Source organism: Alistipes sp. UBA1686, from assembly GCF_002320215.1.
Lineage (GTDB): Bacteria > Bacteroidota > Bacteroidia > Bacteroidales > Rikenellaceae > Alistipes > Alistipes onderdonkii.
Window position 1 is genome coordinate 12358 of the sequence record NZ_DCKA01000008.1, and the last position, 17759, is coordinate 30116.

The 17759-nt window shown below is 59.4% G+C and carries 21 protein-coding genes; 14 read left to right on the plus strand and 7 right to left on the minus strand.

Annotated features, from left to right (window positions below):
* Positions 1–21 precede the first annotated feature (21 nt).
* The 9 genes from secY to rplQ are packed head-to-tail and all read left to right on the plus strand — an operon-like array spanning position 22 to position 5672.
* On the plus strand, positions 22–1398 hold the full coding sequence (gene secY / locus B3C38_RS02175) for a preprotein translocase subunit SecY (protein ID WP_018696452.1): 1377 nt from the start codon (positions 22–24) through the stop codon (positions 1396–1398).
* A 32-nt stretch (positions 1399–1430) separates the two neighbouring features.
* Positions 1431–2207 carry a type I methionyl aminopeptidase gene (gene map, locus B3C38_RS02180; RefSeq protein ID WP_032134872.1) on the plus strand — a complete coding sequence of 259 codons (777 nt, stop codon included), beginning with the start codon at positions 1431–1433 and terminating at the stop codon, positions 2205–2207.
* Between the two features lie 6 nt (positions 2208–2213).
* On the plus strand, positions 2214–2432 hold the full coding sequence (gene infA / locus B3C38_RS02185) for a translation initiation factor IF-1 (protein ID WP_009597667.1): 219 nt from the start codon (positions 2214–2216) through the stop codon (positions 2430–2432).
* A gap of 20 nt (positions 2433–2452) precedes the next feature.
* Positions 2453–2569 carry a type B 50S ribosomal protein L36 gene (ykgO, locus tag B3C38_RS02190; protein ID WP_010262443.1) on the plus strand — a complete coding sequence of 39 codons (117 nt, stop codon included), beginning with the start codon at positions 2453–2455 and terminating at the stop codon, positions 2567–2569.
* A gap of 37 nt (positions 2570–2606) precedes the next feature.
* Positions 2607–2987 (plus strand): 30S ribosomal protein S13, encoded by a 381-nt coding sequence (gene rpsM, locus B3C38_RS02195; RefSeq protein ID WP_018696450.1) that lies wholly within the window; start codon positions 2607–2609, stop codon positions 2985–2987.
* 13 nt (positions 2988–3000) lie between these two features.
* A complete protein-coding gene (gene rpsK, locus B3C38_RS02200) occupies positions 3001–3390 on the plus strand; it encodes a 30S ribosomal protein S11 (RefSeq protein ID WP_022332130.1) in 390 nt (129 codons plus the stop codon).
* Between the two features lie 49 nt (positions 3391–3439).
* Complete coding sequence (rpsD, locus tag B3C38_RS02205) at positions 3440–4048, plus strand: 30S ribosomal protein S4 (RefSeq protein WP_018696449.1); 609 nt, start codon at positions 3440–3442, stop codon at positions 4046–4048.
* Positions 4049–4071: 23 nt separating this feature from the next.
* A complete protein-coding gene (locus B3C38_RS02210; protein ID WP_022332131.1) occupies positions 4072–5064 on the plus strand; it encodes a DNA-directed RNA polymerase subunit alpha in 993 nt (330 codons plus the stop codon).
* A gap of 2 nt (positions 5065–5066) precedes the next feature.
* On the plus strand, positions 5067–5672 hold the full coding sequence (gene rplQ, locus B3C38_RS02215; RefSeq protein WP_022332132.1) for a 50S ribosomal protein L17: 606 nt from the start codon (positions 5067–5069) through the stop codon (positions 5670–5672).
* Between the two features lie 399 nt (positions 5673–6071).
* On the opposite strand, the gene tpiA is transcribed toward rplQ, so the two are convergent.
* The 7 genes from tpiA to B3C38_RS02250 form a co-directional block, all read right to left on the minus strand.
* Positions 6072–6830 (minus strand): triose-phosphate isomerase, encoded by a 759-nt coding sequence (gene tpiA / locus B3C38_RS02220; protein WP_022332133.1) that lies wholly within the window; start codon positions 6828–6830, stop codon positions 6072–6074.
* A 38-nt stretch (positions 6831–6868) separates the two neighbouring features.
* Positions 6869–8590 (minus strand): lysine--tRNA ligase, encoded by a 1722-nt coding sequence (gene lysS, locus B3C38_RS02225; protein WP_022332134.1) that lies wholly within the window; start codon positions 8588–8590, stop codon positions 6869–6871.
* Between the two features lie 66 nt (positions 8591–8656).
* Positions 8657–9316 carry a phosphatase PAP2 family protein gene (locus B3C38_RS02230; RefSeq protein WP_286724885.1) on the minus strand — a complete coding sequence of 220 codons (660 nt, stop codon included), beginning with the start codon at positions 9314–9316 and terminating at the stop codon, positions 8657–8659.
* A 156-nt stretch (positions 9317–9472) separates the two neighbouring features.
* Positions 9473–10978 carry an MBOAT family O-acyltransferase gene (locus B3C38_RS02235; RefSeq protein WP_055203790.1) on the minus strand — a complete coding sequence of 502 codons (1506 nt, stop codon included), beginning with the start codon at positions 10976–10978 and terminating at the stop codon, positions 9473–9475.
* Positions 10975–12582: a hypothetical protein gene (locus tag B3C38_RS02240; RefSeq protein ID WP_286724887.1), complete on the minus strand. Its 1608-nt coding sequence runs from the start codon at positions 12580–12582 to the stop codon at positions 10975–10977. The genes B3C38_RS02235 and B3C38_RS02240 overlap by 4 nt, the downstream gene beginning before the upstream one ends.
* Positions 12583–12589: 7 nt before the next feature.
* On the minus strand, positions 12590–13357 hold the full coding sequence (locus B3C38_RS02245) for a zinc metallopeptidase (protein WP_022332138.1): 768 nt from the start codon (positions 13355–13357) through the stop codon (positions 12590–12592).
* 6 nt (positions 13358–13363) lie between these two features.
* Positions 13364–14110, minus strand: coding sequence for an SDR family NAD(P)-dependent oxidoreductase (locus tag B3C38_RS02250; protein ID WP_286724891.1), 747 nt, complete (start codon positions 14108–14110; stop codon positions 13364–13366).
* Between the two features lie 222 nt (positions 14111–14332).
* Between B3C38_RS02250 and B3C38_RS02255 the strand changes: the two genes are divergently transcribed.
* From B3C38_RS02255 to B3C38_RS02275, 5 genes are all read left to right on the plus strand, one after another.
* Positions 14333–15577: an ABC transporter permease gene (locus B3C38_RS02255; RefSeq protein WP_286724894.1), complete on the plus strand. Its 1245-nt coding sequence runs from the start codon at positions 14333–14335 to the stop codon at positions 15575–15577.
* Positions 15578–15579: 2 nt separating this feature from the next.
* On the plus strand, positions 15580–16296 hold the full coding sequence (ubiE, locus tag B3C38_RS02260) for a bifunctional demethylmenaquinone methyltransferase/2-methoxy-6-polyprenyl-1,4-benzoquinol methylase UbiE (protein ID WP_286724900.1): 717 nt from the start codon (positions 15580–15582) through the stop codon (positions 16294–16296).
* On the plus strand, positions 16293–16802 hold the full coding sequence (locus B3C38_RS02265; protein ID WP_022332142.1) for a hypothetical protein: 510 nt from the start codon (positions 16293–16295) through the stop codon (positions 16800–16802). The genes ubiE and B3C38_RS02265 overlap by 4 nt, the downstream gene beginning before the upstream one ends.
* Positions 16802–17272, plus strand: coding sequence for a hypothetical protein (locus B3C38_RS02270; RefSeq protein WP_022332143.1), 471 nt, complete (start codon positions 16802–16804; stop codon positions 17270–17272). The genes B3C38_RS02265 and B3C38_RS02270 overlap by 1 nt, the downstream gene beginning before the upstream one ends.
* A 179-nt stretch (positions 17273–17451) precedes the next feature.
* Positions 17452–17703, plus strand: a complete 252-nt coding sequence (locus B3C38_RS02275) for a hypothetical protein (protein ID WP_022332144.1) — start codon at positions 17452–17454, stop codon at positions 17701–17703.
* Positions 17704–17759 lie beyond the last annotated feature (56 nt).

Here is a 17759-nt window from a genome sequence, read left to right on the forward strand (position 1 = left end):
GAACCCTAGAAACCGAAAATTATGAATCAGTATCTCGTTGTTGGTATCGTCTTTTTAGTGGTAATCGCTCTTTTGGCGACCAACAAGAAATTGGTTGAAACGCTCAAGAATATCTACAAGATCGAGGAGCTGCGCAAACGTGTGATCTACACGATCGGGCTGCTGCTGGTCTACCGCTTGGGTAGTTTCGTGGTGATTCCGGGTATCAACCCCAACGCCCTGGGCGAGGGGTCGGCGCTTGCCAGCCAGCTCGACGGCAACGGACTTCTGGGTCTGTTGAACGTCTTTTCCGGCGGTGCATTCGGCAATGCGGCCATCTTCGCACTCGGAGTCATGCCGTACATCACCGCCTCCATCATCATCCAGCTCATGGGTATGATGATCCCGTATTTCCAGAAGATGCAGAAGGAAGGTGAAAGCGGCCGCCGCAAGATGAATCAGTGGACGCGCTTCCTTACCATCGGCGTGCTGATCCTCCAGGGCCCGGCGTATATCGCCAACCTGTACCATCAGGTGCCCTCTGCATTCGTTTACGGCAACTCGTTCGGCTTCGTAGCCTATGCGACGACGATCCTCATCGCCGGTACCATGTTCATCATGTGGCTCGGCGAGAAGATCACGGACAAGGGTATCGGCAACGGTATCTCGCTGATAATCATGATCGGTATTGTGGCCCGTCTGCCCCACGCCCTGTTGGCCGAGGTCAACGCGCGTTTCCAGACCGCCAGCGGTAGCGCCATCATGCTTATCCTCGAGCTGGTGTTGCTGTTCCTGGTCTTCATGGCTACGATCGCCCTGGTACAGGCTGTCCGCAAGGTGCCTGTGCAGTATGCAAAGCGTATCGTCGGTAACAAACAGTACGGCGGTGTACGTCAGTACATCCCCCTGAAGATGAATGCTGCGAATGTGATGCCCATCATCTTCGCGCAGGCTCTGATGTTTATCCCGGCGCTGTTCTCCGGTACGGCCTTCGCGGCTGCTTTCAGCTCGATGACCGGTTTCTGGTACAACTTCACGCTTGCAGTGCTGGTAATCGCGTTCACCTACTTCTACACCGCGATTATCATCAACCCCCAAATGATGGCCGATGACATGAAGCGAAACGGCGGCTTTATCCCGGGAGTGAAACCGGGTAAGCAGACCGTGAACTACATCGACACCATCATGACGCGTATCACGCTCCCCGGCTCGTTCTTCCTGGCCATCGTGGCGATCCTGCCCGCACTGGCGATGAAGTTCCTGGGCATTCAGCAGGCGTTCGCCTACTTCTACGGAGGTACGTCGCTGCTGATCATGGTCGGCGTGGTGCTCGACACTCTGAAGCAGATCGAGAGCTACCTGCTGATGCGTCATTACGATGGTCTGATGAAGACCGGGCGTATCCAGGGTCGTCATTAGGAGTTTTTCCCGAAGAGTTCTTAACGAAGAGAATGATATATTTAAAGACAGACGAGGAGATAGAGCTGCTCCGCGAGAACAACATCCTGGTGTCGAAGACACTGGCGGAAGTGGGTCGCCACATCCGGCCGGGTGTCACCACCAAGTTTTTGGACTCGGTTGCCGAGGATTTTATCCGCGCACACGGAGCAGTTCCCGCCTTCCTCGGGTATCAGGGATTTCCCGCTTCGTTGTGTATATCGGTAAACGAACAGGTAGTTCACGGTATCCCATCCTCGAAATGCGTCCTCAGGGAGGGCGACATCGTTTCGGTCGATTGCGGTACGTTTATGAAGGGGTTTGTTGGTGATTCGGCGTATACGTTCGCCGTTGGAGAGGTTGCCGGGGAAGTTAGGCAGCTGATGGAGGTCACCAAAGAGGCTCTTTATAAAGGTACGGCACAGGCTAAGGCCGGCAACCGCGTAGGCGACGTGTCGGCAGCCGTGCAAGAGTACGCCGAAAGTTTCGGCTACGGTGTGGTGCGGGAATTGGAAGGACATGGGTTGGGTCGGAAAATGCACGAAGACCCCGGTGTCCCCAATTACGGAGCACGCGGCAGGGGGCCGCTCCTCAAGGAAGGAATGGTCATCTGTATCGAGCCCATGATAAATATGGGTACCAAAGCGGTGGTTTTTGAAAGGGATGGCTGGACAGTCCGCACGCGCGACCATAAACCCGCGGCGCACTACGAGTTCGCCGTTGCGGTTCGTAAGGACGGGCCCGACGTGCTGACGGACTTTAGTATCATCGAACAGGCAATAAACAAGTAAGACTCTATGGCAAAACAGGCTGCTATTGAAAGGGACGGTACGATTATCGAAGCCCTGTCCAACGCGATGTTCCGCGTCGAGCTGGACAACGGCCACGTGCTCACCGCCCACATCTCGGGGAAGATGCGTATGCACTACATCAAGATCCTTCCCGGGGATAAGGTAAAAGTGGAGATGACGCCCTATGACCTGACGAAGGGGCGTATATCTTTCCGGTACAAATAACATTAGATTGCTTGAAAATCATGAAAGTAAAAGCATCCATCAAGAAAAGAAGCGAGGATTGCAAGATTGTGAAGCGTAAGGGGAAACTCTACGTCATTTGCAAGAAGAATCCCAAGTTTAAAATGCGCCAAGGGTAATGTTTAAACGGTTTAGTAAAAAAGAAAAAGATTTTATATGGCACGTATAGTCGGTGTAGATTTACCAAAAAATAAGAGGGGCGAGATCGGCCTGACCTATATCTACGGTATCGGTCGTTCGACGGCCCGCAAGATTCTCGAGGTCGCTGGCATCAGCTACGACCTCAAAGTCCAGGATTGGTCGGACGACCAGGTCGGTGCGATCCGTTCGACGATCGCTGATCTGGGTATCAAAGTCGAGGGCGAATGCCGTTCGGCCGTCCAGCTCAACATCAAGCGTCTGATGGATATCGGCTGTTACCGCGGCATCCGTCACCGCCTGGGTCTTCCCGTTCGTGGTCAGTCGACCAAGAACAACGCACGCACCCGCAAGGGCCGCAAGAAGACTGTCGCAAACAAGAAAAAGGCAACAAAGTAATCTTTAGAGAATTATGGCAAAGAAAACTGGAACAGTTAAGAAAAAGGTTGTTAAGGTCGGTGCCCTGGGCAATGCCTATGTTCACTCCACTTTCAACAACGTGATCATCACCATCACCAACGAGGTGGGTGACGTCATCAGCTGGTCTTCGGCCGGTAAGATGGGTTTCCGTGGTTCGAAGAAGAATACTCCGTATGCCGCACAGACCGCTTCGGCCGACTGCGCAAAGGTCGCTTACGATATGGGCCTGCGCAAGGTAAAAGTGTATGTCAAGGGCCCGGGTGCCGGTCGTGAGTCGGCCGTGCGTACCATCCACGGCGCCGGTATCGAGGTGATGGAGATCATCGACGTTACGCCGCTGCCGCACAACGGTTGCCGTGCTCCTAACCGCCGCCGCGTATAATCGGTGTCGTGGTAAGGAATATTTCTAAGGTTTTAAAAAAGTCAGAACAATGGGAAAATACATAGGACCAAAATCGAAGATCGCCAGAAAGTTCGGCGAAGCTATTTACGGGGCGGACAAGGTGCTTGAGAAACGCAACTTTCCTCCCGGACAGCACGGTCTGGCGCGTAAGCGCAAGAAGGTGTCGGAGTACGGCACGCAGTTGAGCGAGAAGCAGAAGGCAAAGTATACGTACGGCCTGCTCGAGAAGCAGTTCGCACGTACCTACGATCAGGCTGCGCGTATGGGCGGTATCACGGGCGAGAACCTGCTGAAGCTGCTCGAATGCCGCCTGGACAATGTTGTTTACCGCTTGGGTATCGCCCCGACGCGTGCAGCTGCCCGCCAGCTCGTTTCGCACTGCCACATCTGCGTGAATGGCAGCGTCGTGAACATCCCCTCGTACTCGCTGCGTGCGGGTGACGTGGTGTCCGTTCGCGAGAAGTCGAAGAGCCTGGAAGTGATCTCGGCATCTCTGGCCGGCGGTTCGAAGAGCCGCTATGCTTGGCTTGAGTGGGACAATGCCTCGATGAGCGGCAAGTTCCTGCAGAAGCCCGAGCGCGAGGAGATCCCCGAGAACATCAAGGAGCAGCTCATCGTCGAGTTGTACTCGAAGTAGTAATCAAACAAACTGAATATATTATGGCAATATTAGCATTCCAGAAACCTGAAAAGGTTATTATGCTTGAATCCACTTCGTCGTTCGGAAAGTTCGAATTCCGACCGCTGGAGCCCGGGTTCGGTATGACTGTCGGTAACGCTTTGCGTCGTATTCTGCTCTCCTCGCTCGAGGGTTACGCAATCACGACTGTCAAGGTAGCCGGTGTCGACCACGAGTTTGCCGCTATCCCCGGCGTGATGGAGGATATGTTGAACATCATCCTCAATCTGAAGCAGGTTCGTTTTATCCGCACAGTCGATAATCAGGATGCCGAAAAGGTTTCCATTAACGTTGCGGGTGTGACGGAGCTGACTGCCGGATATATTTCAAATTACCTTTCGTTCTTCAAGGTGTTGAACCCCGATCTGGTGATCTGCCACCTCGCGCCCGGCACGAAGATGCAGATGACCCTCACGATCGGCAAGGGGCGCGGCTACGTTTCGGCAGAGGAGAATACCCCCGCCGAGTGCGAGTTCGGCACCCTCCCGATCGACTCGATCTTCACGCCGATCAAGAACGTAAAGTATTCCATCGACAACTACCGTGTCGAGCAGAAGACCGACTACGAGAAGTTGAACCTGGAGATTACTACCGACGGGTCGATTCACCCCAAAGAGGCTCTGAAAGAGGCTGCAAAGATCCTTATCCAGCACTTCATGCTCTTCTCCGACGAGAAGATCACCGTCAACATGGAGGATACCAACGGTACCGAAGAGTTCGATGAGGATGTACTCCACATGCGCCAGCTGCTGAAGACCAAGCTTTCGGATCAGGATCTGAGCGTCCGCGCCCTGAACTGCCTGAAAGCCGCCGACGTGGACACCGTGGGGGATCTCGTGAAGCTCAACCGCAACGACCTGCTGAAGTTCCGCAACTTCGGTAAGAAATCGCTCACGGAGCTCGACGAGCTGCTGACCTCGCTCAACCTGAAGTTCGGTATGGACGTATCAATCTACAAACTTGACAAAGATTAATTATGAGACACAATAAGAATTTCAACCACCTTGGCCGCCAGGCAGGACACCGTAAAGCGTTGATGTCGAATATGGCTTCGTCGCTCATCCTGCACAAGCGTATCGAGACTACCGTTGCCAAAGCCAAGGCCGTTCGCCAGTTCATCGAACCGCTGGTGACCAAGTCGAAGGATGACTCGACGCACTCGCGCCGCATCGTCTTCTCGTACCTCAAGCAGAAAGAGGCCGTAACCGAGTTGTTCCGCACCATCGCTCCGAAGATCGCCGAGCGTCCGGGCGGCTATACCCGCATCCTGAAGACCGGCTTCCGTCTGGGCGATGCTGCCGACATGTGCATCATCGAGTTCGTTGACTTCAACGACGCTTACACGCTGGGCATCGCTCCCGCAGCTGCTGCCGAAGCCAAGCCCAAGACGCGCCGTTCGCGCAAGCCCGCAGCCAAGAAGACCGATGCGGTCGAGGAGGCTACGGTCGTGGAAGGCGAAGCCAAGAAGGCCGCACCTAAAAAGGCTGCCGCTCCGAAGGCTGCGAAGCCCGCGGCTCCGAAGTCTGCCAAGGTTGCAGCCCCGAAGGTTGCCAAGAAAACCAACGTAGGCAAGAAGATGTAAATTCGCGTCTGCTGTCAGAAAAAGGGACGACCCCGATGTGGGTCGTCCCTTTTTTTGTCCGGGATGCCGGGGCTTGTCGTCAGCCCTGCTTTTTGGCCGGGTATCGGTTGCTTGTTTGCCGGGGAGGGCGGTTGCCTGCCGGTTCGGACGGACGAACCTGGGCTTTTCGATCCCGTAGGCGACCGGCATCTTTATGTTTTCGACCTTGGGTATCCGTGTCCGGAGGTGCGGGAGTACCGGGCGGAGCAGATAGACTTGGGCAATGGTGCCCTTATCGGGACTTTCCGCTTTCATATCCCTCTTCCGGCTTCGTGCGGGCCAATGGTTTTCAAGGAAAGTTTGAAAAAATCCCCGGAACATGCAACGTTCCGGGGATTCGTTCTGTGTGTCGGAGTCGGTTTATTTCGCAAAGCCTTTGCCGATGCCAAGGAAATCCTCGGCCTTGAGGGCTGCGCCGCCGATCAGGCCGCCGTCGACGTCTTCCTTGGCGAAGAGCTCCGGTGCGTTCGAGGGCTTGCACGAACCGCCGTAGAGGATGGCGGTATCCTGTGCTGCCGCGCCGAATTTGGCTGCCAGCACCTGGCGGATGTAAGCGTGGATTTCCTGTGCCTGCTCGGCCGAGGCGGTCTTGCCGGTGCCGATAGCCCATACGGGCTCGTATGCGATCACGAGGTTCTTGTACTCCTCTTCGGTGAGGTTGTAAACCACCTCCTCGATCTGGGCCTTCACCACGTCGAAGTGTTTGCCGGCCTCACGCTCTTCGAGGTTCTCGCCTACGCAGTAGATCGGGGTCAGGCCGTTGGCGTAAGCCTGCGCCATCTTCTTGTTGAGCGTAGCGGAGGTTTCGCCGTAGTACTGGCGGCGCTCCGAGTGGCCGAGGATCACGTATTTGCAACCCAGCGCCGCGATCATCGAAGCGGCGATCTCGCCCGTATAGGCGCCTTTGGCCTCCGTGGCGCAGTCCTGTGCCCCGAGGGCGATGTCCGAACCCTTGAGTGCCTCGGCGACCTGCGAAAGGTGCGTGAAGGGGGGGCACACGATGAAGTTGACGCACGAGCATACCTCGCCGCGGCCGGCTGCGATGCCTTTGGCCAGTTCTACACCTTCGGCGGGAAGCGTATTCATCTTCCAGTTGCCGGCAACAATTTTCTTTCTCATTTTCTTAGGTTTTTATTGTTAAAATCCGAATTGTCACGTTATTCCTCGCACCATTTTTTGACCTCCTCGATCGAGGGGGCCTTCAGGCCGAGCTTGTTCTTTTTGTTGAAGCCGCACAGGTCGTTGAAGAACTTGCCCGGGGCGAGTTTCTTCAAGGCCTCGACCGTGATGTACCCCATTTTCTGGATCACGGGCACCCACTCTTCGGGGATGCCGGCGGCGGTGTATTTCTCCACGGGGTCGTTCACGACCTTTTTTTCGGGGCGCATCTGCGGGAAGAAGAGCACGTCCTGGATCGAAGCCTGGTCGGTCATGAACATCGTGAGGCGGTCGATGCCTATGCCCATGCCCGAGCACGACGGCATGCCGTATTCCAGTGCGCGTACGAAATCCATGTCGATGAACATGGCCTCGTCGTCGCCCTTTTCGCTCAGCCGCAACTGTTCCTGGAAGCGTTCCAGCTGGTCGATCGGGTCGTTGAGCTCCGAGTAGGCGTTGCACAGCTCCTTGCCGTTCACGAACAGTTCGAAACGTTCCGTGAGGTCGGGGTTCGAGCGGTGGCGCTTGCAGAGCGGCGACATTTCGCGCGGGTAATCGCACACGAACGTGGGCTGGATCAACTCCTCCTCGCAGTACTGCCCGAAGATGGCGTCGATCAGCTTGCCCTTGCCCATCGTGTCGTCGATTTCGACGCCGAGGCGCTTGCAGGCTTCGCGGAGCTGCTCCTCGCTCTGCCCCGTGATGTCGTAGCCCGTTTTCTCGCGGATGGCGTCGGTCATCGTCAGGCGGCGGAACGGTGCCTTGAACGAGATCTGCTTGCCGTCGAGCGTCAGCTCCGTCGTGCCGTTCACGGCCACGGCCACCCGTTCGAGCATCTGCTCGGTGAACTCCATCATCCAGAGGTAGTCCTTGTAGGCCACGTAAATCTCCATGACGGTGAATTCGGGGTTGTGCGTGCGATCCATGCCCTCGTTGCGGAAATTCTTGCCGAACTCGTATACGCCGTCGAATCCGCCGACGATCAGTTTCTTGAGGTACAGCTCACTGGCGATGCGCAGGTACTGGTCGATGTCGAGCGCATTGTGGTGCGTGATGAACGGGCGTGCCGAGGCGCCGCCCGGAATCGGCTGCAGGATCGGGGTCTCCACCTCGACGTAGCCGCGCTCGTTGAAGAACTGGCGCATCGTGGCGACGATCTTGGCGCGCCGGACGAATACGTCGCGCACCTGCGGGTTCACCACCAGGTCGACGTAGCGCTGGCGGTAGCGGACTTCGGGGTCGGTGAAGGCGTCGAACGTCTGGCCGTCCTTGGCCTTGACGACGGGCAGCGGGCGGATCGACTTCGAGAGCACCGTGAACTTGCGGCAGTGCACCGACAGTTCGCCCGTGTTGGTGTGGAACGCGAAGCCCTCGACGCCGATGAAATCGCCGATGTCGAGCAGTTTCTTGAACACCGTGTTGTATAGCGTGGGGTCTCCTTCGGGGCAGACGTCGTCGCGGCGGATGTAGACCTGGATGCGGCCCGTGTGATCCTGCAATTCGAAGAACGAGGCGCTGCCCATGATGCGGCGCGACATGATGCGGCCTGCGATGCGAATGTCCTGGTAGTTGCCTCGGGCCTCGTCGTAGTTGTCGGCGATCTCCCGTGCCGTGGCCGTCACTTCATAGCGGGCGGCGGGATAGGGGTCGATGCCGAGCTCGCGCAGGGCTGCAAGCGACTGCCTCCGGAGCTGTTCCTGTTCACTGAGTTCGATGCTCATATCTTGTGTTTTTGAATGTTTGGACTATTGACCGTGCAAAGTTAATAAATTCTGCGCAAATATGCTTCAGCCGGGGTGGGTGAATCGTCTGTTCCGGCTCTGTGCCAGCCTGAGGTAGCCCCGCAGGGCGGCGTAGCCCAGTCCCAGGCCGACGAGCGTGCCCCATACGATATCCATCGGGAAATGCTTGCCCAGGTAGATGCGCGAATAGCAGATGACGAGGGTGCAGACGACCATCAGGGCGGTGAACCACTTGCGGCGGATCGCACCGCACGAGAGTACGGCCAGCGCGACGATCGTGGCCGCGTGCGCCGAGACGGTGCCGTACATGCTGCTTACGGCCTCGGGCGGGACGTGCACTGCCCAATCATGCGGCATTGCCGCACGGCGCAGGGCGCGCAGCGAATCGGGCGTGATCTCCAGCCCTTCGAGCGAGGGGGTGAACATCGGCCGCGGGCGCGGTTCGAACTGCGGCAGCATGTCGCCCAGCAGGCCGTTATGCTTGAAGATGCCCGAAACTATGTCCGACAGCCCCAGGGCGAGAAGCATCAGTACCAGGAAGATCAGCATGCCACGCCAGCCGCTGCGGCGCCATACCAGCCACAGGATCAATGCATAGAGCGGCAGCCACATCGCCGTGCCCGAGATGGTGAGCATCACGCGGTCGAGGGCCGTGCCGCCGTCGAAATTGAGGGCCATGAACAGGCCGTGGTCGAAAGTATACATGGGTCGATGGATTTGTCGTAAATGGCTGTGGGCTGTTTTTGCCGCATTGCGGGAAGCTTTCCCTCAGCAGGGGCTTGGGGTGGGGCCAGACTTGCAAACACGGCCGTCGGCCGCGGGAAGAACATACCGGGATGCAAGGCGGCCGTCATACGCATTTTAAAACTGAAAGTAGATGAACGGTTGTATGTCGCTCGATTTGATCTGCATCACGCACCAGATCATCGCGGCGGCCATCACGACCTGCAACACCAGCGGGGCGTTGGCTACCAGGCGCTGTGCCGCGCGGTCGACGCAGCCCGGCATGAGATGGAGCAGGTAGCCCGCACCGATCAGGGCGAAGACACCCGCGTAGCCCGCGATGACCTGCGGGATCATTGGGACGTTGAAGTTGGAGAAGATCTGGTGCAGCATCAGTTCGACGGTCTGCATCGACTCGGCGCGGAACATCAGCCAGCCCAGGCAGACGAGGTTGAACGTGAAGAAGACGCCCGCCGCACGGCTCCACCAGTGCATCTGCGCCCCGGTGGCCTTGGCCCCCGGGACGACGGCCATCCACAGTTTATGCAGCGCCAGCGCTACGCCATGCAGCGTGCCCCAGAGGATGAAACGGATCGCCGCACCGTGCCACAACCCACCCAGCACCATCGTGACGAGCAGGTTGCCGTAGGTGCGCAGTTTGCCTTTGCGGTTGCCGCCCAGCGAGATGTAGAGGTAATCGCGCAGCCACGAGGAGAGCGAGATATGCCACCTGCGCCAGAATTCGGTGATGGTGGCCGACTTGTACGGGGCGTCGAAGTTCTTGGGAAAGCGGAAGCCCAGCAGCAGGGCGATGCCGATCGCCATGTCGGAATAGCCCGAGAAATCGCAGTAGATCTGCAAGGCATAGCCGTAGATGCCCGCCAGGCACTCGAAGCCCGAATAGAGCAGCGGCTCGTCGAAGATGCGGTCGACGAAATTGAGCGAGATGTAGTCTGAAATGATCGCCTTCTTGAAGAGTCCCGTAAGGATCAGGAAGACTCCCGTGCCGAACATTTCGCGCGTCACGACGACCGGGTTGCGGCGGATCTGGGGGATGAAGTCCCGGGCCCGGACGATCGGGCCTGCGACCAGCTGGGGGAAGAACGAGAGGTAGAAAAGGTAGTCGCACCAGTTGCCGAGCGGTTTGAGCTGCCCGCGGTAGATGTCGATCGTGTAGCTCATCGACTGGAACACGAAGAACGAGATGCCGACCGGCAGGAAGATGTTCTGGAATTGGAGGAACCCCTGCCCGAACATCTGGTTGGCGATGTCGACCAGGAAGTTGGTGTATTTGAAATATCCCAGCATCCCGAGGTTCACCATGACGCTCAGTACGACGAGCCACCGTTTCGCGGCGCGGCTCCGCACGCGGTAGATGCCCTGCGCGATCAGGAAGTCGCTCGTGGCGGCGAAGATGAGCAGCAGGAAATAGATGCCGCTTGATTTGTAGTAGAAATAGAGCGAAAAAAGGATGACGTAGACGATACGGGCCATTGGCGCACGGCGGAAAGCATTGTATATGAGCATGAACCCGGCGAAGAGGAACAGGAACAGCCCGCTGCTGAAAATCAGCGGCGAAGAGGCGTCGTACGCGAGCAGCGCCTGCAGTTTTTCCAGGATGCCGTCCGTTGCGGGGAGTGTCATTTCCGGGGTGCGTTGAGGTTTTCGATTGCACGGACGGGCAGCATCTCCCGGTCGATCTTCAGCAGCCTGGTGCTGTCGAGTACGGCCTGCTCGGCCTGGCGGCGGATGCGTGCGGCTTCAGCGGCGGCATGGGCTTCGTACGCCCCGGCGTTGATCGCATCGACGAGCGACCAGGCCACGCGGCGCCCGCCGGCGTAGTTGATGTGCGTGTAGTCCTTGCCGGCCCAGCCGTTGGCGACGAACTGTTCCATGCCGCCCAGCGAACGCATGGCGTCGCAGGTCGGCCAGAATGCCGCGCCCGTGTTTTCCGCAGCCCCGCGCTGGTAGTCGAGCATGTAGGGGATGGCGTCCATGGGTTCGAAGCCTGTGTCGGTCTTCACCGAACGGTCGCTTACGCCCAGTACCAGCACGGCCGCCGTGGGGAAGCACTGCTGTACGTAGACGACCATTTTCTCGATCTGTCGGGCGTAGTTGGTGTAGTTGTGCACCCCCGTTTGCATGATGTTGAGCCCGTATTGCAGGATCACCAGGTCGTAACCCGCCAGGTCGTTGACCTGCGCGTTGACCGACGGGTTCGTCCAGAACATCGCCTGCCCGTTGTTGCTGCGCACCGAGTAGTTGTCGACCACGACGCCGTCGGCTTCGAAGACGGCGCCGTAGCCGATGAACCCTTCCGTCCCGGAGTTCACCTTGAATGCCAGCGAACGGATATGGGGCGCCGTGACCGTGACCTGCCGGACGGCGGCGGCTCCTTCGACCTCGAATTCGCGGCGGAGCGAATCGTTGAGCGTCAGTTCGATGCGGCTGTCGCCGGGGCTGATGAAGAACACCCGTGCCGCGGTGCAGGAGTCGAGCCGCTGCCGGTAGTCGGTGTTTTCCCACCGCGTGGAGGCGCCCTCCGAGGGCTGGCACACCCAGCCCGAGACGAAGAAGTGCCCGCGCAGGTTCTGGGGCGCCGCTTTGCGCTGCATGATGTTGTATGCCGTCCAGCCTTTCGACTGGGTTTTGATCGTGCGCCGGAAGGCCGTCAGGGGCGATGCCATCGGGGCGAAGCCCGCGCCGCCCCCGCCGTAGGCCTGTTGCAGCTTCTCGCGCAGGTCGGCCGTGAGGATGTCGCCCTCGATGAACGAGTCGCCCAGTACGGCGATGCGCACCGGACGGCGGGCATAGAGCAGCGTGTCGTAGAATGCCCTGAGACGTCCCGAATCGGCCGGGGCGAACTGCTCGATCGCCACGAGCGCCGGGTTGAGCCGCACCGTGTCGGGGACTACCGCCCTGCGGCCGGAGCTGTCTTGCCGCAGCAGCCATTCGAAGATGGTTTGCACGGGGCGGGGCGCTGTGTCCGCTTCGATGCGCTCGGCCTCGATGCGCCGGGCGACCTGTGCCATGTCGACGTGGAAATCGTCCTCGTCGAAGAGCGCCGGTTCGGCGGCTTCCGCCGCGGCGTCCTCGAACGACAGGATGTCCGACAGGATGTTGGCCCGGCGGAGCTTGACGCCGCCGAGGCTTTGCGGGGGGATAAAACTCACGGCCCCAAGCACTGCGATCAGCGCCAGGGCCGCGATCCATCCCCGGTGGGAGTAGTCTTTTTCGGGGGTATTCATCGGCCGTTTAGTCGCGTCGCCCGAGGATCAGGAAGACGTAGTAAAGCACCGAGGCGATGGCGCTGAGAGCTGCTACGAGGTAGGTGCGCGCTGCCCATGAGAGGGCTTCCCGGGCTTGCGCGAGCTGTGCGCCCTGCATCGTGCGGCTGACCTGCAGCCATTCCAGCGCGCGTGCCGAGGCGTTGTATTCGACGGGCAGCGTCACCAGCGAGAAGACCGCCGACATGGCGATCAGCCCCACGCCGATCCAGCACAGCAGTTCGTTCTGCGTCGTGGCGAGGATCACCAGTCCGAGGATGATGACCCACGTGGCTGCGGTCGAGGAGAACTGCACGATGGGTACCAACTGCGAGCGCAGCGTCAGGGGGGCGTAGCCCCGGGCATGTTGCACGGCGTGCCCGCACTCGTGCGCCGCCACGGCTGCCGCTGCGACGCTCGTCGACGAATAGACGCTGTCGCTCAGGTTGACGGTCATCGTCTGCGGGTTGAAGTGGTCGGTCAGGTTTCCGCCCACGTGCGTCACCTTGACGTTATGGATGTTGTTGTCGCGGAGCATCTTCTCGGCCACCTCGGCGCCCGTGAGGCCGCCGGGGAACTGTACCTTCGAATATTTGCGGAAGACCGATTGCAGGCGTGCCTGCACGGCATAGCCGGCGATACCGATGACGATGATCAGGACGAACATTCCCATCGTCGCCGCCGAATAGTGTGCCGCACCGGAGGCCGGTTCGGCGTAGTATCCTGCCTGGAGCAGGGTGAAAAGCATGTGTGTCATAGTCGTTTAGTTTTTTCTGTGTGTGTAATATGCGCCCGCCTGCTGTGAGGGCATCAGTACCATTTCATTAACGGTCATATGGGCCGGTAATTGTGCCGCCCATGCGATTGCCTCGGCGATGTCTTCGCCGGTGAGCGGCTCGACGCCGTCGTAAACCCGGTCGGCGCGCTCCTTGTCGCCGTGGAAGCGCACCTCGGAGAACTCCGTCTCGACCATGCCCGGACGGATCTCCGTCACCTTGATGCCGCTGGCGAGCAGGTCGGCGCGCATGGCCTGCGAGATGGCGTGCACGGCGTGCTTCGAAGCGCAGTATACGGCGCCGTTCTCGTAGGGTTCCGTGCCGGCGATCGACCCGATGTTGAAGACGTGTCCGCCGCCTGCGGCCACCATCTTGGGGGTGATGACGCGCGTGACATAAAGCAGCCCCTTGACGTTGGTGTCGATCATGGCGTCCCAGTCGGCCGTCTCCCCCTTGTCGATGTGTTCGAGCCCGGCCGCAAGCCCGGCGTTGTTGACCAGCAGGTCGACGCGCCCGAGCGGTTCGAGGTTGCGGCGCACGGCCTCTTCGCTGCGGACGTCGAACGTGAGCGTCGTGCAGCGGCCGCCTGCCGCCTCGATTTCGCGGCGGAGCGTTTCGAGCCTTTCGCTGCGCCGTCCCGTCGCTATGATGTTGTAGCCTTCCGCCGCGAGCCGGAGCGCCGTGGCGCGTCCAATGCCCGATGTGGCCCCTGTGACCAAAGCCTGTTTTTTCATCCGAATAACGTGAATATGTTTGTGTCGCCCCATGTCGGAAGCCGTCCCTTGGGGGTGGCCGGTTTGCCCCCGGCTGTTTCCGGAACCGCCGGGTTTCGTGTCCGTGCCCCCCCCCGGATCCCGCCTGCACGAAGCGGGGCTTCCAATTAATTGGGTTATTTCGGACAAAAATACGAAATAATTGTGTTTCTTTGCATAAATTTTCCAGCAAAATCAGCAGCCGTGAACCTTGCCTTTTTCATCGCCCGCCGGACGGCGCAGCACACCCCGGATAACAAACCCGGGGTGATGGAGCGTATCGCCGTGATTTCCGTGGCGTTGAGCGTGGCAGTGATGATCCTGGCCATGGCCGTGATCATGGGGTTCAAGCACGAGGTGGCACGCAAGGTAACGGCCTTTGCGGCGCATACCGTCGTGACCGACGTGCGGGGTGTCGGGACGCTCGATTCGGAGCCCGTGCGCCGCAGCGCCCGCACCGAAGGGCTGATCCGCTCGACCCGGGGATTCGCTTCGATGGCTCCGTATGCCGTCAAGGGTGGCATCGTCCGTACGGCCGACGCCGTGGGCGAGGTGATGCTCAAGGGGGTGGATACGGCCTATGACTGGTCGGCCTTCCGCGGATGGCTCGTCGACGGGGATTTGCCCCGCGTGGGGGATTCGATCCGCACGAAGGACATCCTGCTTTCGCGCAGCCTGGCCGACCGGCTGATGCTCGGCGTGGGCGACCGTGTGGAGATGCTCTTCGTCGAGGCCGGCGACACGCCGCGCCGCGACCGGTTCAAGGTGGCGGGGATTTACTCGTCGGGGATGGACGAGATGGACAACACGGTCATCCTGACCGACCTGCGCAACGTGCAGCGCCTCTCGGACTGGGCGCCGGACGAGATTTCGGGATACGAGGTCTTTACCGACGACCTGGCCGGGGCGGACGATTTCGCCCGCAGGCTGGGGCATACGCTCCTCTACGACGAGGACGACGCCACGGCGAACCTGGCCGTCACGAGCGTGACGGAACTTTATGCCAGCATCTTCGACTGGCTCAAGGCGCACGACGTGAATGCCGCCGTGATAATCGTCATCATGCTCGTGGTGGCTTTTTTCAACATGACCTCGGCGCTGCTGATCCTCGTGCTCGAACGCACGCGGATGATCGGCCTGCTCAAGGCCTTCGGCATGCGCAACGGCCAGCTGCGGCAGGTGTTCCTGTGGCGGGCGTCGTTCATCACCCTGCGCGGCCTGGCGTGGGGGAATGCTGTGGGGCTGGGGCTGTGCTTCGTGCAGCGGTATTTCCATGTCGTGCGGCTTAGCTCCGAGGGGTATCTGCTCTCCGAAGTCCCTATTTCGCTGGGGTGGGGCTGGTGGCTGGCGCTGAATGCCGGTGCCGTGGCGGCGATCGTCGCGCTGCTCGTGGTGCCGACCTATATAGTATCGACCGTGAAACCCGACGAATCAATCCGTTACGAATGACCGTGAAACCCTATAACATCGGACAGACCAAGAAGGAGGAGGTGCGCGAAATGTTCGACAACATCGCACCCAAATACGACCTGCTGAACCATACGCTCTCGATGAACATCGACCGCATCTGGCGCCGCCGCGTGGTGCGCATCGTGCGCCGCAGCCGCCCGCACCGTATCCTGGACGTGGCGACCGGAACGGGCGACCTGGCGATCGAGATGGCACGCCGCATACGGGACGTGCACGTGCTGGGCGTCGACCTCTCGGAAAAGATGCTCGACGTGGCGCGTTGCAAGGTCGCCGCCCGCGGCCTCGACGAGCGGGTCGTGCTCGATGTGGGCGACGCGGAGCACCTGCGAGTCTCGGACGCTTCGGTCGACGTGGTGACCGTAGCGTTCGGCGTGCGCAACTTCGGCGACCTGGAGGCCGGCCTGCGCGAGATGGCCCGCACAATAAAACCCGGGGGCAAGGTCGTTATACTGGAGTTCTCGCGTCCCCGCAACCGGCTGTTCCGGGTGCTGTACGAGTTCTATACCTATAAGATACTGCCGCGCATCGGCGGCATGGTGTCCAAGGACAAACGTGCCTACGAATACCTGCCTGCCTCGGTCGGGGAGTTCCCTGCGCCCGCGGAGTTCATGTCCATGATGGAGCGGGCGGGGTTCCGCGGCTGCCGGGCCCGGAGCCAGAGTTTCGGGATCGCGCAGATATATACCGGCCAGCGATGAGGAAATGGTTATACTGCATATTGCTCACGGCGATGGTGCTGCCGATGGTTTCGTGCCGCCGGGCGGTCGAGAAGGCCCGGCGCAATATCCGTCTGGAAGCGGTCGAAAAGGTCGAACGCAAGGGGATGGGCGGCGCCGAGGCCGTAGTGCGCGTGAAGAACGGCACGGGGTACAAACTGGTGCTGGAGCGTGCGAAGGTCGATCTCTTCTACGCCGGGAGCCGCGTGATGAGCATCATCCTCCACGGCCGTGTCGAGGTGCCGCGCCGGACGACCGGAAGTTTTACGTCGCTGTGGCGCGTGAGAACTACCGACCCGATGGCCTATTACGTGATGGTGAAAAAAATCCGCGAGGACGATATTTCGCAGGTCGCCGTTTCGTTTGCGGTCGAGGGGCGCGGGGGGCCGGCTTCGGTAAAAAATTCGGAAGAGATGGTGCCGTTGTCGGAATTTTTGAATATCTTTGGGCTGTCCTTGCAGGACGTGAAAAACTATCTGGACGAGTAATGCGCAGACTGACGACTTTCATAGCGGTGATTTTCGCCGCGGCGGCTTTCGCTCCGCTGCGGGCGCAGTCGCTCGATGCCTTCAAGGAGCGCCTGGCCGCCCCGGTGGTCTCCGACGCTGCGTTCGGCACGGCCAGGGTCACCGTTACCGAGTACGGCGATGCGGAGAAGGCTGTCGACGACGCTTCGCGCGGAGGGCAGCGCCTGCGGCTGCGCGGTTACAGGGTCTGCATCTTCTTCGACAACGGGCAGGATGCCCGCGCCGGGGCCTTTGCCGCGGAAGCCCTTTTCAAGGAGACCTATCCCGGGATCATGGTATACCCGGTATACGAGAATCCCTATTTCAAGGTCGTGGTGGGAAACTGCCTGACGGCGGAGGAGGCCATCATCCTGAAGGGTAAGATCGCATCGACATTCCCCAAGGCATTCGTGAAGAGCGAGGAGTTCTCCATGGCAGACCTTTTGAACTGAAAGGTTGGATTCCCTGCTCCGTTTTCGGCGCGTGGCACGGTCTGCGTGCAGCCTATGCCCCTGCTTGCCAACAACATACGCACGCCTTGAAAATATCGGAAATTTTTATTTGCAATATTCTTACGAATATATATCTTTGCGACGTTACAGAATAACTAATAATTAAACCTTTAACGCTTATGAAAAAGATTTTTTCTTTTGTTGTCGTCATGGCTGCCGTAGCAATGGTAAGCTGCTGCGGTAATTCGAACAAGAAGGCTGCCGAGAGCGGGGCTGCCGCTGCTGCGACCGAAGCTTCGGCTTGCGCCGGCTGCGACGCGAAGTGCGATGCCGAGGCATGTGACTCGACCAAATCCTGCTGCGCCGAGAAGTGCGATTCGACCAAGTCGTGCTGCGCCGAGAAAGCTGAAGATGCATGCTGCAACAAATAAATTGTCGGGCATGAGAGTGAGGGAGATTCGAATGATGTGCACCCCAAAGTTTGGAC

Coding starts and splice junctions, on each gene's coding strand:
- secY (WP_018696452.1), top strand. CDS start 22: ATGAATCAGTATCTCGTTGTTGGTATCGTCTTTTTAGTGGTAATCGCT.
- map (WP_032134872.1), top strand. CDS start 1,431: ATGATATATTTAAAGACAGACGAGGAGATAGAGCTGCTCCGCGAGAAC.
- infA (WP_009597667.1), top strand. CDS start 2,214: ATGGCAAAACAGGCTGCTATTGAAAGGGACGGTACGATTATCGAAGCC.
- ykgO (WP_010262443.1), top strand. CDS start 2,453: ATGAAAGTAAAAGCATCCATCAAGAAAAGAAGCGAGGATTGCAAGATT.
- rpsM (WP_018696450.1), top strand. CDS start 2,607: ATGGCACGTATAGTCGGTGTAGATTTACCAAAAAATAAGAGGGGCGAG.
- rpsK (WP_022332130.1), top strand. CDS start 3,001: ATGGCAAAGAAAACTGGAACAGTTAAGAAAAAGGTTGTTAAGGTCGGT.
- rpsD (WP_018696449.1), top strand. CDS start 3,440: ATGGGAAAATACATAGGACCAAAATCGAAGATCGCCAGAAAGTTCGGC.
- B3C38_RS02210 (WP_022332131.1), top strand. CDS start 4,072: ATGGCAATATTAGCATTCCAGAAACCTGAAAAGGTTATTATGCTTGAA.
- rplQ (WP_022332132.1), top strand. CDS start 5,067: ATGAGACACAATAAGAATTTCAACCACCTTGGCCGCCAGGCAGGACAC.
- tpiA (WP_022332133.1), bottom strand. CDS start 6,830: ATGAGAAAGAAAATTGTTGCCGGCAACTGGAAGATGAATACGCTTCCC.
- lysS (WP_022332134.1), bottom strand. CDS start 8,590: ATGAGCATCGAACTCAGTGAACAGGAACAGCTCCGGAGGCAGTCGCTT.
- B3C38_RS02230 (WP_286724885.1), bottom strand. CDS start 9,316: ATGTATACTTTCGACCACGGCCTGTTCATGGCCCTCAATTTCGACGGC.
- B3C38_RS02235 (WP_055203790.1), bottom strand. CDS start 10,978: ATGACACTCCCCGCAACGGACGGCATCCTGGAAAAACTGCAGGCGCTG.
- B3C38_RS02240 (WP_286724887.1), bottom strand. CDS start 12,582: ATGAATACCCCCGAAAAAGACTACTCCCACCGGGGATGGATCGCGGCC.
- B3C38_RS02245 (WP_022332138.1), bottom strand. CDS start 13,357: ATGACACACATGCTTTTCACCCTGCTCCAGGCAGGATACTACGCCGAA.
- B3C38_RS02250 (WP_286724891.1), bottom strand. CDS start 14,110: ATGAAAAAACAGGCTTTGGTCACAGGGGCCACATCGGGCATTGGACGC.
- B3C38_RS02265 (WP_022332142.1), top strand. CDS start 16,293: ATGAGGAAATGGTTATACTGCATATTGCTCACGGCGATGGTGCTGCCG.
- B3C38_RS02270 (WP_022332143.1), top strand. CDS start 16,802: ATGCGCAGACTGACGACTTTCATAGCGGTGATTTTCGCCGCGGCGGCT.
- B3C38_RS02275 (WP_022332144.1), top strand. CDS start 17,452: ATGAAAAAGATTTTTTCTTTTGTTGTCGTCATGGCTGCCGTAGCAATG.